Raw genomic sequence first — 12,963 nt, 5'->3', positions numbered from 1 at the left:
TCATGGTAAACGCCCGTAGGCGTAGAAGTGGGACTGCCAATAGCTGCTGTTCAGGTTAGCATATCCGATGGGATCGCCACAGTGGAGCATCCAGCCATCCCCCACATACAGGCCACAGTGGGTCACGCCGTTGGGGTCGGGGGCGGCGTAGGTGTTTTTGAAAAATACCAGGTCGCCGGGCCGTGGGGAGCTGGTTCTGGTGCAGTAGTTGTAAAGCCCCTGCGCCCCCAGCCGCCCGATGTCCCAGCCGCACTGGTTCAGCACATAGGACAGGTAGCCGGAGCAGTCAAAGGACGTGCTGGGGCTGTGGCCGCCCCACACATAGGGATAACCGATGTACTTTTCCGCCTCGGTGAGCAGGGCGGCAAAGGTGGGATCGGACAGGTACGCCTCCGGCACGTCATGGAGGGTGGGGCCGTTGGTGACATATTTCCCGATATAGCCGGAGCCGGGGAACAGGTCTGGACGGTTCCCCAGGGTCGCCATGAACAGGGCGTACCGGGAGAGCTGGCCCTCGCCCATGATGTGAATAGGCAGATGGGAAAGGTTGAAGTTTTCCAGGGTCACGGTGCAGATATAGTAATTGTAGGGGACTTGCACCGTGTAGGAGCCGCCGTCCGGGGCCGTCCGGGTTTCCGTCCGATAGCGCACCTCCACCACAACATTTTCCGTCAGGATATACTGGCGGTCAAAAAGGGTCTGGAGCGTCCCCTCTACCTGGGCCAGCGTCCATTCCCCCTCATGGAGCGCGGAGAGAATAGAGATCAGCACATAGGGGTCATGCTCGATGTCATCCAAATTGAAGTGGTATTCATCGTAGCTGTGGGTGCTGGTGTAGGTGTCCAGGTAGTTTTGAAGCTCCGCCTCCAACGCGCAGTAGGCGGCCTCGGCCCCCAGCATATCCCCATCCAGGGCGGGGTAGGTGCTGGCGGCCACCGCCCCCACCGTCCCATTCCCCACCGATACCAGGGAGGACATACACGACTGCATCACCACCAGGAGCAGAACACAGGCCGCCAGCAGCAGCGCTCCCACAGGATGCCGCCGCACCGCGCCCACCGCCTTTTCCGCCAGCTTCTCCGAAGTGACGGCGGTTTTTTCGGCGGCCCTGGCCCCCTGCTTGGCGGCCTCCCGCGCCTGTTTCCGATACTGCCGTTTCAGCTTCTCCCTGTGCCACAGCCGGGCGGCGGCGCTCTTGAACGCCTCCGGCTGTTCCTGGGCCAGCTTTCGGGCCTGATAGTCCGCTTGTGCCTTGATATATTGGGACTCGGCGCGGGCGGCGGCCCTGGCCGGGCGGGTTCGGATGCGCTTTCTGGCAAAGCGCACCATTTTCCCACCTACCACCTCGCCCGCCAGCTCGGAGCGGTGAGCGCCCTCGGTTCCCACATTCTCATGCTCCACCTCGTAGAGCTTGCCATGCACAAAGCCGTGTACCCCATGCCCGGCGGCCCCGCCCACCCGCCGGAGGGGGCCGCGCTTCTTGGGGGGCTTCTGGTTCGCCAGACGGTTCCGGGCCGTTTCCAGCTTGTCCCACCGCTTCTCCATCTGGAGCTTGGCCTTGGCGGTACGCTCCTGCTGGCTCTCCATGCGGAATTTGGATTTTTCCTGCTTCTGGCCTCGTCGTCGCAAAGTCCGCTCTACTCCGTTTCCACCTTGCGGCGAAAACTCCGTTCGCTCCCTTGCTCCTCCTCTCCCCGCGCAACCCGCTTTGCTGGGCTTGCGCGGGGTTCCCGTTCCAGAAGCGGCCCCGGCGGGGTTACTCGTTCTTTCGCTCATTGGCCTTGTCCTCCGGCTTGGTAGTGAGCAGGGTATAAAGCTCGGTGTCCTTGGGGAAACGGTCTACAAAAACCGTTCCCGCTGGGTATCGGTGCAGAGCGCCAACACCGCCAGAATTTCATCCAGCGTTTCCTGCTGGCCGGTAGGGCAAGCGGCCCTCCGTGGCAATTATGTACTCGTCATATTCGCGCCCGTCCCAATACCGCTGACGCTCCCGGTAGAGCTTCCGATTGCTCCGCTTGGCTTGTTCCAGATAACCAGCAACATCGGCGCTGACCTCAACAGACACCATGCGCCCGTTGATTTTGATGGTGATCTCCATCGTGTTTTCCTCCGTTCAGATTTTTGGGGTCTGAACGGAGGGGGCGGGGAGCGGCAGCGGGGCCGGTGTCGTGGAAATACAAAAGCGCCCGGATAGTGCGAAACTATTCGGGCGCTAGGAATAACATTATGAGCCGACAGGAAACGACTATTTTCGCAATCGCGGGCAATAACCACCGCTGCGTGGAGTAGGCTTTTTTTGATAAGTACCCATTTATCTGTAATTGCACAGCGGCATCCCCCTATGTGCCGCCAGATAGTCATAAAAATGGCGGCTCTGATCTCTCAAAGCCGCCACCTATGTGCATGACAATACGTCTCCTGCACGACGGCTTTTTTTCTTTTGCCGTCGTGCGGCAGATATAATTCCCTGTTTAGATTTCCTGAATAGAACTCCTCAATAATTGGTGCAACCGTAATTTGTTGTTTTGCGTATTATCCCGTTAATTCTTGATCTACTGATAATGAAATCAAATTTATAATTTCTTCCTCCTGGTAATTTAGATTTTTTAATGTTCTGATGCACTCTTGTATCACGATAATCGCTTTTTTCTGCCTGCTTGCTTCGATTTGTTCTACATTTGAGATTACAATCATAGGCTGACCAAGCTGACGTGTAACTAACCCGGTTTTGCACAGTTCGGTCGTTGCACGTTGTACTGTGTTAGGGGTTGTCTGGAATTGCTCTGCCAGCTTTCGCGTAGATGGTAATCTCTGACCGGGCATAATGCGCCCGGTCAGAATTGCTGTTTTGAGGCTCTCTTTGATGTGTGGGTATATAGGTGTGTTCATGAAAATGGTATTACTGTAAGAAATTGAGAACCAGGGCAAGGGCGACAATTCCCAGCATCATCAGCACCAGCGCCACACTGACTAACGTGGACATGATATTGACAATGCTCCGGCTTTCCTCGCTCTTTACGCAGATCACGGAGAGCAGGAGACCCGCCAGCGCAAGGACGATGTTGCAGATCGCCCAAATCATGCGAACACCATCCGGCAAAGTGATTTTCAGAAACACCGGGACAAGTGTTGCCAGCGGCAGCAGACTGACAATAAGCGCCGTCAAACTGAGCTTTTGAAGTTTTTTTGTGATTTCCATATGATTACCTCATTTCCTTTTTTCCAAATTGTTTTACCGACAGGGCAAGCAGCACAGCGAATACAGTGATTGCACAGGGCAGGAACGGCATCAACGCAAATGCGGCATCAGAGGTTTCCGCCGTAAAATCGTGCAGAGAACAGGACACCAGGTAGCCGCTGTAACAGTAGGGATAAGCAATCCAGAGCGGCGTGTTGGCAACCAGAATACCGGGGATAACCAGCAGCAGGTTTAGCCCCACGGAAAGCAAAGGCTTTTCAAATAATACCGTGATAGCCCACATCGCCGCCAAGCATGGGAGCATTGTCAAAAAAAGCCCCACGCACCATTTCAGAAGATAGAGAACAGGCAATGTTTCCGTAATACCCATTGTCGAAGTAGCCAGCATACCGGCAACTACGAACACCGCCAGAAAGACAACCATTTCCATAAATAGATAGAACATCAGGACACAAAATTTTGCCAGGGAAAGGGCTTTCCGGCTCACCGGCAGGGCCAGCATTTTCAGGATACCATTGTTCTGTGTTTCCCTCCCCGCAATCATCACGCATACCACGATCATGCTGAACGGCAGCAGATAGTAGGCGTAGACCAGGGCGCTTTGAATGAACATAGCGGGCCATGCGTTGGTGTACTCCGGCGTGAAATACCGGCTTAACGCCGCCACCCCGGAGGCCACTACCAGCAGCGGGGCAATAAAAATCAGCGGAACGATCTTTGAGCGTTTCACTTTCATAAACTCAATGCCGAGCAAATCCAAAAAGTTCATGCGGCTCCTCCTTTACTCATAGCGTAGATTTTTTGCCATCCACAGCCCAATGCCAAGGAAAAGGAGCGTTTCGACCAGAGCAAACAGCACCACCAGCATATCGGGCTGTGCGCTCATAGCCACCGCAGGCTTGAACATCACAATGAACGGATGCACCATCAAGACCGCTGCGGCTGACGATGCCAGGGCCATCCCGCTTAAAAAACCGGCAACTCCTACACCAAGGGGAACCCACATATTTTCAAAGCGGGAGGAAATCAGCACCATAAAGGACAGCACCGGCATGGACGTGATGAATGAATAGGCCGTAAAGCGGAACAGCGTTCCCATTTCAAATGTCCCCTGCGGCAGATCGCTCATTCCGATTTTCATTAGCGCCAGTTTTTCCAGAGCTACCGCCACAAAGAGCATGACGGTCAAGATCAGGAATTTGCAAAGATACATCCCCGGTACGCTCATGGGAAGCATATACATCTTTTTGATTGCGCTGCCCTTAAACTCCATGTTGTAGACCATGCAGGAGGCGACAACGATACCGAACAGGTTCAGTATCATAATCATGCCGTAAAGCTGGGTCAGCAGTACGTCCATCGGGGCCAGCGGAAGATTGAGCAGCGCATCTTTTCGGACAAGGAAGTTGACAAAGGCATAGGCCGCGCCTAAAATACCGACAGCCAGCAGCACCGGGATCACCCCTGTCCGCTTCTCTTTCCGCAGTTCGATCACAAGCGCCCTCATAGCTTTGCCCTCTGCTTTCTTGCGGCGTTGTCCTGCTCCACGATGGAGAGGAACACATCTTCCAGGTTATCGGCGGACATTCCCGCCTGCCTTGCGCTGTGCCGCAGATCATCCAAGCTGCCCTCAAACAGCAGCCGCCCATGATTGAGGATGCCGATGTCGTCCGCCATCAGCTCAATTTCCGACAGCATATGAGAGGAAATGAGGATGGTGCAGTCGTACAGATCAGGCAGGGATTTTACCAGATTGCGAATTTCATGGATGCCGGAGGGGTCAAGGCCGTTGGTCGGTTCGTCCAGAATGAGGATAGGCGGACGGCCCAGCAGCGCCCCGGCAAGGCCAAGCCGCTGTTTCATGCCAAGGGAATACTTCTTTGCGAGGCGATCTCCAAATTCGGACAGCCCTACCAGCTCCAAGGCATCCTCCACAGTGTTTTTCCGCAGGCCCAAAATCCGGCGTATCACATCCAGATTTTCCCGGCCCGTCAGGTTGGCATAGAACGAGGGGGCCTCAATGAAAGAGCCGATCTCCCGCAGGATTTTCAGCCGGTCGTTGGGAAACTGCTTCCCGTCAATAATGAACCGGCCCTTTGTGGGGGCGGTCAGCCCCAGGAGCATCTTCATGGTGGTGGATTTGCCTGCTCCATTGGGGCCGAGAAAGCCGTAAATACTGCCCCTGCGGACATGGAGAGAAACATTGTTGACGGAGGTAAAATTTTTGTATTTCTTCGTCAACTGCTCTGTGGCGATGATATAGTCCATAGACACATCTCCTTTCTGCCCCTATGGTACAGCATCAACCTGACTTCTACATTCTCTCGTCCTTACTTTTACCTTACTTTTTCAAAGGGCTATCCATAAAGTTGAATGAGTATGTTATAATGGGGGCGGACAGGAGGTGTCACGATGGACAATTCATTTTTACACAGCAAAAAACTCCTGCTGGTCGATGACGAGCCGGAGCTTTTGAAAATGGTATCAGCTATTTTAACGGACGAGGGCTTTCAGCGCCTTGTGACCGCCGCCAATATGAAAGAGGGAATTGCTGCCGCTAAAGTGGAAAAGCCTGATCTGGCGATTTTGGATGTGATGCTCCCGGACGGTGACGGCTTTTCCCTGATGGAGCAGATACGCGCATGGACGGATATTCCCGTGATTTTTCTGACGGCCCGTGACGAAGCGGCAGACAAGCTGGCGGGGCTGGGCCTTGGAGCGGACGATTATATCGCAAAACCCTTTCTGCCCCAGGAATTTCTACTGCGGGTTTACGCCGTTCTGCGCCGGTGTTACAAAGGGGACGCAGCGGTTTTGAAACTGGATAGCTGTACGGTGGATTTCAGCCGGGCCGAAGTGGATAAGGGCGGTGAGATACTTCCCTTGACAGCGATGGAGCATAGGCTGCTGGAAACTCTTGCGAAGAATGAGGGCCGTATTGTGACAGTGGATACGCTTTGTGAGGCCCTATGGGGCGACAATCCTTTTGGCTATGAAAACAGCTTGAACGCCCATGTGCGGCGCGTCCGGGAGAAGATTGAGGCTGACCCGTCAAAGCCTGTTTCCCTGCTGACAGTCAAAGGGCTGGGCTATAAGCTGCTGGCGAGGAAATAACCGATGAAAGCATTTGGAAAATATATCTCAAAATATCTTCTTTCCTTTTTTGCCTTTGCGCTGGTTCTCCTGCTTATCAATATTCTTGCGTTTGCCTTGACATTCGGGGGTATCGTATTCAGGGAATACGGTTCGGTATCACCGGCAAATATGTTAGAGGCCGTGGCCGCTGATCTGTCAGCATCCGGCGTATCGGAAGAAAGGCTGCAAGAGTTAAACCGTAATCAGATTTGGGCTATGCTATTAGATGCAAGCGGACACTGTATTTGGGAGGCATCTTTACCGGAGGAAATACCGACACAGTACACCATTCAGGATGTGGCCGTGTTCTCGAAAGGCTATCTGCAAGACTACCCTGTTTTTGTACGGAACACAGATAATGGTCTGTTGGTGTTGGGCTACCCAAAAGACAGCTTTATGAAGCTGACAGGAAACTATTTCCCAATACGGGCGATTAGGATTTTCCCGCTTTTTATAACCGGCATTTTGGCAATAGACATAGTGCTTCTGTTTTTGGTCTACTATCTCTCTAAAAGAAAAATCTCCAAAAATACGGAGCCGATTATGGCTTCTATCAAAACACTGTCCACGGGAAAACCTGTTGATTTGTCCATTCGAGGCGAGTTATCGGAAATTGCGGACAGCGTCAGTCAGGCGTCCCAGGTGTTGAGCAGACAAAACCAGGCCCGCGCCAACTGGATTAGCGGCGTTTCTCACGACATCCGCACACCACTTTCTATGATTATGGGGTATGCCCAGCGGATTGCCGGAGATCACGGGGCCAACGGAAATATTCAGCAGGAGGCAGAGATTATCCGGGCGCAGAGCGCAAAAATCAAAGACTTGGTGCAGGACCTGAATTTGGTATCGCAGTTAGAATATGAAATGCAGCCGCTCCATAAAGAGCCGGTACGCCTGTCCAAATTACTGCGCTCCTATGCGGCGGATTTGCTCAACGCGGGTATCGGTGAGAAACATTCCGTCGAGGTTGAAATTTCTCCCGAAGCGGAACTCGTAGTTGAAGAATGTGATGCCCGATTGATTTCAAGGGCTATCAATAACTTGGTGCAGAACAGCATCAACCACAATCCGCAGGGGTGTGATATTTTCCTGTCCCTTGATTGTTCATCGGAAAACGTTTTTATCACGGTTGCGGACAATGGCGTAGGTATATCCGCTGAAAAATTGCGGGAACTGGAAGAAAAACCGCACTATATGGAAAGCACCGATGAACGGCTGGACTTGCGCCATGGGCTGGGACTACTGCTGGTAAGGCAGATCGTAGAGGCACACAATGGTACGGTGGAGATAAAAAACAGTCTAAATCAAGGCGTTATCACTATCTTAACCCTTGCGAACGAATTGCCATGATAATTTATAATAGGCCAGATGGGGTATATGTCCATCTGGCCTATTAGCAATCAGCAGTATATCAAATCCGAAAAAATAATTTCCTCTACCCGCGCCTCGCAGCTATTCATCAGTCCGACCCACGCCATCTGATCGCGGGCTTTCAGCTCCTCGGTAGCTCCCGCCGCCTTTGCCATCTGCGGCATCATCCTGTTCAGCCAGTCATTGGCGGTGTCGTTAATCTCCAGCAGGTGTGTCTGGAGTTTGCCAGTGGATACCAGTTCCCGGTACAGCTTGCGCTGGTGCTGCTTCAAATAGGTCAATCTCATGCGGCCATATTTGCCAATGTCCCTGGCTGGTTCCTCCAGTTCGGGGTCTAATGCCAGATTGGGGATGTAGTAGTCTCCAACTCGAATATAGGTCAATCCGTTTTCCATTGTGATACCCTTTCTCCCTTACGGGTCGTCGTCCGGCACCAGCGCAATCACATCGGCAATGTCACAGTTCAGAGTTTCGCAAATCTTGATAAGGGTCTGCATGGAGATATGTTCTCCCTTGCCCATATTGGCAATGTGATTTGTTGTCAAATGCGCTTGTAGCCGTAAATCTTTCTTGGTCAGATTCTTGTCGATCAGTGTTTTCCACAGCGGCTTATAGCTGATTTTCATAGTCATTCTCACCTTTCCAGAGCCAGGGTCAGCAGTAGCGGCCCTGGCACTATGGTCTATCAACCATTATACCGCCTCTGTTGAGAAAACACAATGCAGTCTTGCAATTCTTCTCCAAAAACTGCGGCATACACAACGCATTTGTTCTCGTTTTTCTTTACATCAATTTGGGGGTCAAGTGCTTGATGCCCTGCGACTTTGCTCATGTGAGACAAAGAAGTAAAAGAAGTGTAAAAAATTTTGCCGTTCCCTGTCCGGCTGACTGCCGGACGGGTCGGGCTTTAGTCGGGCAATTCTACCTTGCCGACAAAAGAGTAATAGATTTCGATTTCCTGTCTGCGGAGCTTCCCCCGGCGTTTCCCGTCAAGGGCTTCCGATTCGTGGATTACGATTTTCTCCACAAACTCCCGCAACAGGGTGGGGGTGAGTTCCTCAAAGCTGGTGTACTTGCGTACCACTTTCATAAACTTTTCAGCGTTTGCCATGGCTTCCAGCGTCCGTGAAAGCTCGCCCTGCAGAACAGCGGCACGTTCTTTCAGTTCCTTTTGCTCGGCTTCGTAGTCTGCCGAAAGCTCCGTGAAACGCTCGTCCGATATGCGCCCGGTCACGCTGTCCTCAGAGAACTTTTGTCAAGGGTTAATTTCAAAAAGCAGTTCGTCTGCCGCTATATGGGCAGATGAACTGCTTCAGAATATATAATGGGAAATAACACCAACCACACCGGAGGCTCCAAACACCATCAGATTCTTTTTCTTTCTCAAATGAGTCACCTTACGAACGGTCCAGCCAGCGCATACAGTCCTCCCGGTAAGCGTGCAGCTTGGCATCTTCCGGGTTTATATAGAGCGCGTAAGTGATCTTCCCAAGCAGATGCTGCACAAACCGCCGCTGAAAGACCCATTTCCCGTCGCGCGATTTTGAACTGTCAGCAATGTACTCCGCCTGCCCTGTCCGGATAATGTGGGAACGTACCCCGTATTTTTTACAATAATACATTTCCTGCCGGATTTGGCGGCGGTAAGAGGCCGGCGTCTGCTGTTTCTGATCGACAACAATACCGGTTACAGTCTGCCGCTGCCCCTGCCGGAGCACCTTCGTCTTTTTCTCATTTACAGCAAACCCCATGGCATTCAAAAAGCGCCTGACCTTTTCGATCAACGGTCCCGGCTTGAAGTCCCCCGAAAAGCTCATGTCATCGCAGTAGCGGGTATACGCGATCCCTCGTTTTTCGCAGTAGGAAGACATATACTCGTCAAAGGGTGCCATGACAATGTTGGACAGGGCCGGAGAAGTGGGCGCGCCTTGGGGCAGGCGGTCGCAATAGCAGCACAGCTTCGCCAGCAGCACGCCCACCGGCTTGGGGAAATATTGGGACGGAAAGGCGCGGGAAAGCACCATTTGAAAGGTTATGCTGTCAAAGAAATTGGAAATATCCATTTTCAGAAGCACAGGCTTCCCCACATGGGGAGCGGTCCCCGCTCTCGGATTTGCCCCCGCCTGATAGGCCGTAGCACAGGCGGGAAGCTTTGCGTAAGAGAGAATCTCCGATAAAATGCGCTTCTGAATCCTCATTAGATTATATTCTGGAATGTGCAGAATCCGGCTGGTTTTGTCACGCTTTGAAATAACAGCCGTACGGTAGCAAAAGGTGGAGGAATTAGACAGCTTATACAGGAATTGCAGCCTCAAATTGTGGCGAAGATAGGAAACCTGTTCTTCATTTTCTGAACACAGCACATCAACGGCCTGATGAACGGACGGCAGAAGCGGCATAGCTGTCTGTTCCCTATGGGATTTTTCCGCATCCAGGAACCCCTTTAGGCCGCCATACTGCACAATAATTTCCATGTCCCACGGATGCAGAAATATGGTATCTCCCTGTATTTTCATATATGAGCACAGCGGGGCGGCACAAAAGAACATAGAAGCAAAGCTTCGTTGCGGCAGGCACAGCCTGACGCAAAAGCTGCGCTTTTACGCTGAATGCTGAACAAACGACCGCGACTCGCGGACGCCTTGGGTTTTCCAATTGGTCTGCCGCCCCGCTGTAAACTCCTTCCCTGCCAGATTATCCGCAGCAGTCTTCAAAAATGGGCCTTATGTATTGTGCGAGTTCTTCCGGCTTTATGCCTGCGCAATTCCAATACCGTGGATGAGGGACTCCGTAAACTTTGAGTTCCCGACAAAATGGAGAATCCGGCCCATAGCCGCGGCCAAACCATAAATCAGCTTTGCCGCACTTCACATCCTGGAACAAGGTCCAAGACCCATGGCCTTCCTCGTTTGGCAGAGCGTCAAATACCCTATTGCTGAAACAGAACACGGTTTCAATCGCATGGGCCTTGATGAAGTCCACCAAATCTTGATTGTAACGATCCTTGTTAGCGGCAATCAGCGTTTGGGCGGTTTCATCCCCCTCCCCACTGGGGCCATCCAGGGACTTATTAATATAATTTCCAAAAAAGACCTTGTCCCAGAGCTGCGCCTTTTCCTCGACCTTCCCGGTATCAACACCAAAAGCCAGCGCAATCTTGTGGAAGAATTGGAGACTCTGCTTTGTGGTATTCTCTGGAGACAAATAGTCCTCCACGACCTCCTGGGTAGTTATGGACGAGTCCAGATCATGGTGGGACTCCCCCAGGATCAAGATTTTTTTCTCCTGCGCATCTGCGGCAGCTCCCTCATATACGCCGTGATACATATTGAGAACCTCCAATTATATCTTGTATTCTTTTATTTTATCCTAACATCAGTAACAGTTTCTGACATCGTTTCATACCTCTCCCATCCATTCCGCAGAATTTCGCCAATCTCCCGCCGCAGCCCAAGCGGTTCCAGCACCTGGCATACCGTCACATATTGCAGCGCCCAGAATTTCAGCCCTGCGGCCCCGGTGAAGACCGTGGCATCAAATGTACCGTCTCCGTTGTCCCGGAGCTGGGTCTCCATGCCGAAGCGGTCCAGCACATCGCCGAGCAAGTCCTCCTCACAGCGCAGTACCGCCCGGACGGTCTCGCCGGGAAACGGGTACACCCGCTCCCGGACATAGCGCGCCAAATCCAACCCGGTTGTTAGAGGCTCAATGGGCTGATCCTCTAACAGAACCGGCGACTGGATCCGATCCACCCGGTAGTGGCTGATGTCCTCCGCTCCCTGGTAGCGGCAAATCAGGTAGTAGTTCCCGTTGGCGAAGCACAGGCCGTAGGGCGACACCCGGTAGGGGCGCTCCCGGCGGGGGTGAAGTCGCTTGTCCATGCCGTATTCCATATACTGAAACTCCACCTGACAGCGGCGGGAAACGGCTTCCTCAAGTACCTCAATGGACAGGAACGTTTCCTGGTTTGCGCCTCGCCAGGGCGTTCGAGTGACAAGCGGACGGCACTGCTCCCGCTGCCAGCGGCTCAGGCCCCGTCCCAGCTTTTCCAGAAGCCGCTCACACTGGCGCTGGGAGATGCCGGGAAAGGCGGATACGGCATCCGACAGCAGCCGGACCTCCGACGGCTCCAGGAGGCGGGACAGCAGCCGGTAGCCCTCGCCATCATCCTGATACTCCGGGATGTGGCAGCCCACGGCTCGCAGCTTGTCCAGGGCGGCGTACACCGCCCGCCGGTCACAGCGCAGGCCGTATTCTGTCCGCAGCAGGCGGAGCAGCCCCCCCATAGGCAGGGCGTGGTCCCCATCTGTATGCGCTAAAAGGATCTGATATACTCGGAAGGGAAGAATGTTTACGGACACAGCGGCACCTTCTTTTTTATAAGCCATTGTATCATTCTGCGGCGCAGATTGCAACCACCCCCCTGTACTTGTTTTGGTACAGGGGGGTGTGCTAAACTTGCGGCAAATCCATCAAAGAAGAACGGGAGGAAACGCAATGATTTATGCCATGTCAGATATTCACGGCTGTTATGAAAAATACCGGGATATGCTGGAAACCATCAAGTTCGCGGCAGACGACACCCTCTATGTGCTGGGGGATGTACTGGACCGGGGACCGGACGGGTTCAAAATCTTGCTGGATATGGCGGCGCGGCCCAACGTAGTCGGGCTTCTGGGGAACCATGAGCTGTTGGCTGCCGCGGCGCTGCCCTCGCTTTTGCGTACTATGCGGCAGGGAGAGGAACAGCCATTGAGCAAAACGGAACAGGAACAGATGCAGAAATGGATTCAAAATGGAGGAAAGCCGTCGATTCTGCAATTCCTCCAACTCAGCGGGGAAGAAACGGAGACCGTGTGCAAGTATATGCCGAAACTGTCCGCCTATAAGGAAATCATGGTACAGGGACGGCAATTTGTCCTGGTTCACGCCGGGCTGGAGCACTTTTCCCCTGCCCGCCCCCTGGAGGAGTATGACCTGGAAGACTTCCTGTTTTGCCGTCCGGACCTGGACACCACTTATTTTCCCGACAAAACCCTGGTTTTTGGACACACTCCCACACGTCTGCTCCACAGACAGATTGGGGAGCCGGAACAGCCTGATCGGATTTTCCATCGCGGCACAATGATCGGGCTCGACTGCGGCTGTGTCTATTCTGGCGGACGGCTTGGGTGTTTGTGCTTGGATACCATGGAGGAATTCTATGTGTAAGAAACGAATGAAAGGGGTTCTGTCGATTTGCCGCGCATATTTCAGAA

15 protein-coding genes and 1 pseudogene are annotated in these 12,963 nt (G+C 53.1%); 3 read left to right on the top strand and 13 right to left on the bottom strand.

Annotated features, from left to right (window positions below; genetic code table 11):
- From NFS22_RS03950 to NFS22_RS03920, 7 genes are all read right to left on the bottom strand, one after another.
- Entirely contained in the window at positions 1-1,629 is a 1,629-nt protein-coding gene (locus NFS22_RS03950; protein ID WP_478292994.1) for a C40 family peptidase, read from the bottom strand.
- 265 nt (positions 1,630-1,894) lie between these two features.
- The gene (locus tag NFS22_RS03945) at positions 1,895-2,098 is read right to left on the bottom strand and encodes a hypothetical protein (RefSeq protein WP_251316471.1); all 204 of its coding nucleotides are present in this window, start codon (positions 2,096-2,098) and stop codon (positions 1,895-1,897) included.
- Between the two features lie 434 nt (positions 2,099-2,532).
- Positions 2,533-2,889, bottom strand: a complete 357-nt coding sequence (locus NFS22_RS03940) for a GntR family transcriptional regulator (protein WP_251316470.1) — start codon at positions 2,887-2,889, stop codon at positions 2,533-2,535.
- 10 nt (positions 2,890-2,899) lie between these two features.
- Positions 2,900-3,199: a hypothetical protein gene (locus NFS22_RS03935; protein WP_251316469.1), complete on the bottom strand. Its 300-nt coding sequence runs from the start codon at positions 3,197-3,199 to the stop codon at positions 2,900-2,902.
- Between the two features lie 4 nt (positions 3,200-3,203).
- Complete coding sequence (locus NFS22_RS03930) at positions 3,204-3,968, bottom strand: ABC transporter permease (protein ID WP_251316468.1); 765 nt, start codon at positions 3,966-3,968, stop codon at positions 3,204-3,206.
- Between the two features lie 12 nt (positions 3,969-3,980).
- Positions 3,981-4,706, bottom strand: a complete 726-nt coding sequence (locus NFS22_RS03925) for an ABC transporter permease (protein WP_251316467.1) — start codon at positions 4,704-4,706, stop codon at positions 3,981-3,983.
- The gene (locus NFS22_RS03920) at positions 4,703-5,467 is read right to left on the bottom strand and encodes an ABC transporter ATP-binding protein (protein ID WP_251316466.1); all 765 of its coding nucleotides are present in this window, start codon (positions 5,465-5,467) and stop codon (positions 4,703-4,705) included. The genes NFS22_RS03925 and NFS22_RS03920 overlap by 4 nt, the downstream gene beginning before the upstream one ends.
- Positions 5,468-5,611: 144 nt before the next feature.
- Here NFS22_RS03920 and NFS22_RS03915 point away from each other — a divergent pair, with 144 nt between their 5' ends.
- Both NFS22_RS03915 and NFS22_RS03910 read left to right on the top strand, forming a co-directional pair.
- Positions 5,612-6,313: a response regulator transcription factor gene (locus tag NFS22_RS03915; protein WP_251316465.1), complete on the top strand. Its 702-nt coding sequence runs from the start codon at positions 5,612-5,614 to the stop codon at positions 6,311-6,313.
- 3 nt (positions 6,314-6,316) lie between these two features.
- Entirely contained in the window at positions 6,317-7,684 is a 1,368-nt protein-coding gene (locus NFS22_RS03910; protein ID WP_251316464.1) for a sensor histidine kinase, read from the top strand.
- A gap of 50 nt (positions 7,685-7,734) precedes the next feature.
- Here the strand turns inward: NFS22_RS03910 and NFS22_RS03905 are convergent, their stop codons facing one another.
- The 6 genes and pseudogenes from NFS22_RS03905 to NFS22_RS03880 all read right to left on the bottom strand — a co-directional run bounded on the left by NFS22_RS03905 (position 7,735) and on the right by NFS22_RS03880 (position 12,066).
- Complete coding sequence (locus NFS22_RS03905; protein ID WP_251316463.1) at positions 7,735-8,100, bottom strand: TnpV protein; 366 nt, start codon at positions 8,098-8,100, stop codon at positions 7,735-7,737.
- An 18-nt stretch (positions 8,101-8,118) separates the two neighbouring features.
- The gene (locus NFS22_RS03900; protein WP_160572611.1) at positions 8,119-8,331 is read right to left on the bottom strand and encodes a helix-turn-helix domain-containing protein; all 213 of its coding nucleotides are present in this window, start codon (positions 8,329-8,331) and stop codon (positions 8,119-8,121) included.
- Between the two features lie 281 nt (positions 8,332-8,612).
- Positions 8,613-8,960 (bottom strand): annotated as a pseudogene (locus tag NFS22_RS03895) (DUF4368 domain-containing protein); the annotation flags it as partial.
- A gap of 142 nt (positions 8,961-9,102) precedes the next feature.
- Positions 9,103-10,104 (bottom strand): reverse transcriptase family protein, encoded by a 1,002-nt coding sequence (locus NFS22_RS03890; protein WP_277614740.1) that lies wholly within the window; start codon positions 10,102-10,104, stop codon positions 9,103-9,105.
- A 295-nt stretch (positions 10,105-10,399) separates the two neighbouring features.
- On the bottom strand, positions 10,400-11,032 hold the full coding sequence (locus tag NFS22_RS03885; protein WP_251316461.1) for a hypothetical protein: 633 nt from the start codon (positions 11,030-11,032) through the stop codon (positions 10,400-10,402).
- 32 nt (positions 11,033-11,064) lie between these two features.
- Positions 11,065-12,066 (bottom strand): helix-turn-helix transcriptional regulator, encoded by a 1,002-nt coding sequence (locus tag NFS22_RS03880; protein WP_251316460.1) that lies wholly within the window; start codon positions 12,064-12,066, stop codon positions 11,065-11,067.
- A 136-nt stretch (positions 12,067-12,202) separates the two neighbouring features.
- Here NFS22_RS03880 and NFS22_RS03875 point away from each other — a divergent pair, with 136 nt between their 5' ends.
- Positions 12,203-12,916 (top strand): metallophosphoesterase, encoded by a 714-nt coding sequence (locus NFS22_RS03875; RefSeq protein ID WP_251316459.1) that lies wholly within the window; start codon positions 12,203-12,205, stop codon positions 12,914-12,916.
- The last annotated feature ends 47 nt before the right edge of the window (positions 12,917-12,963 follow it).

The organism is Flintibacter muris (genome assembly GCF_943192995.1).
Taxonomy (GTDB): domain Bacteria; phylum Bacillota; class Clostridia; order Oscillospirales; family Oscillospiraceae; genus Lawsonibacter; species Lawsonibacter muris.
Note: the sequence above shows the minus strand (reverse complement) of the source record. Positions and strands in the feature narration are given on the sequence as shown.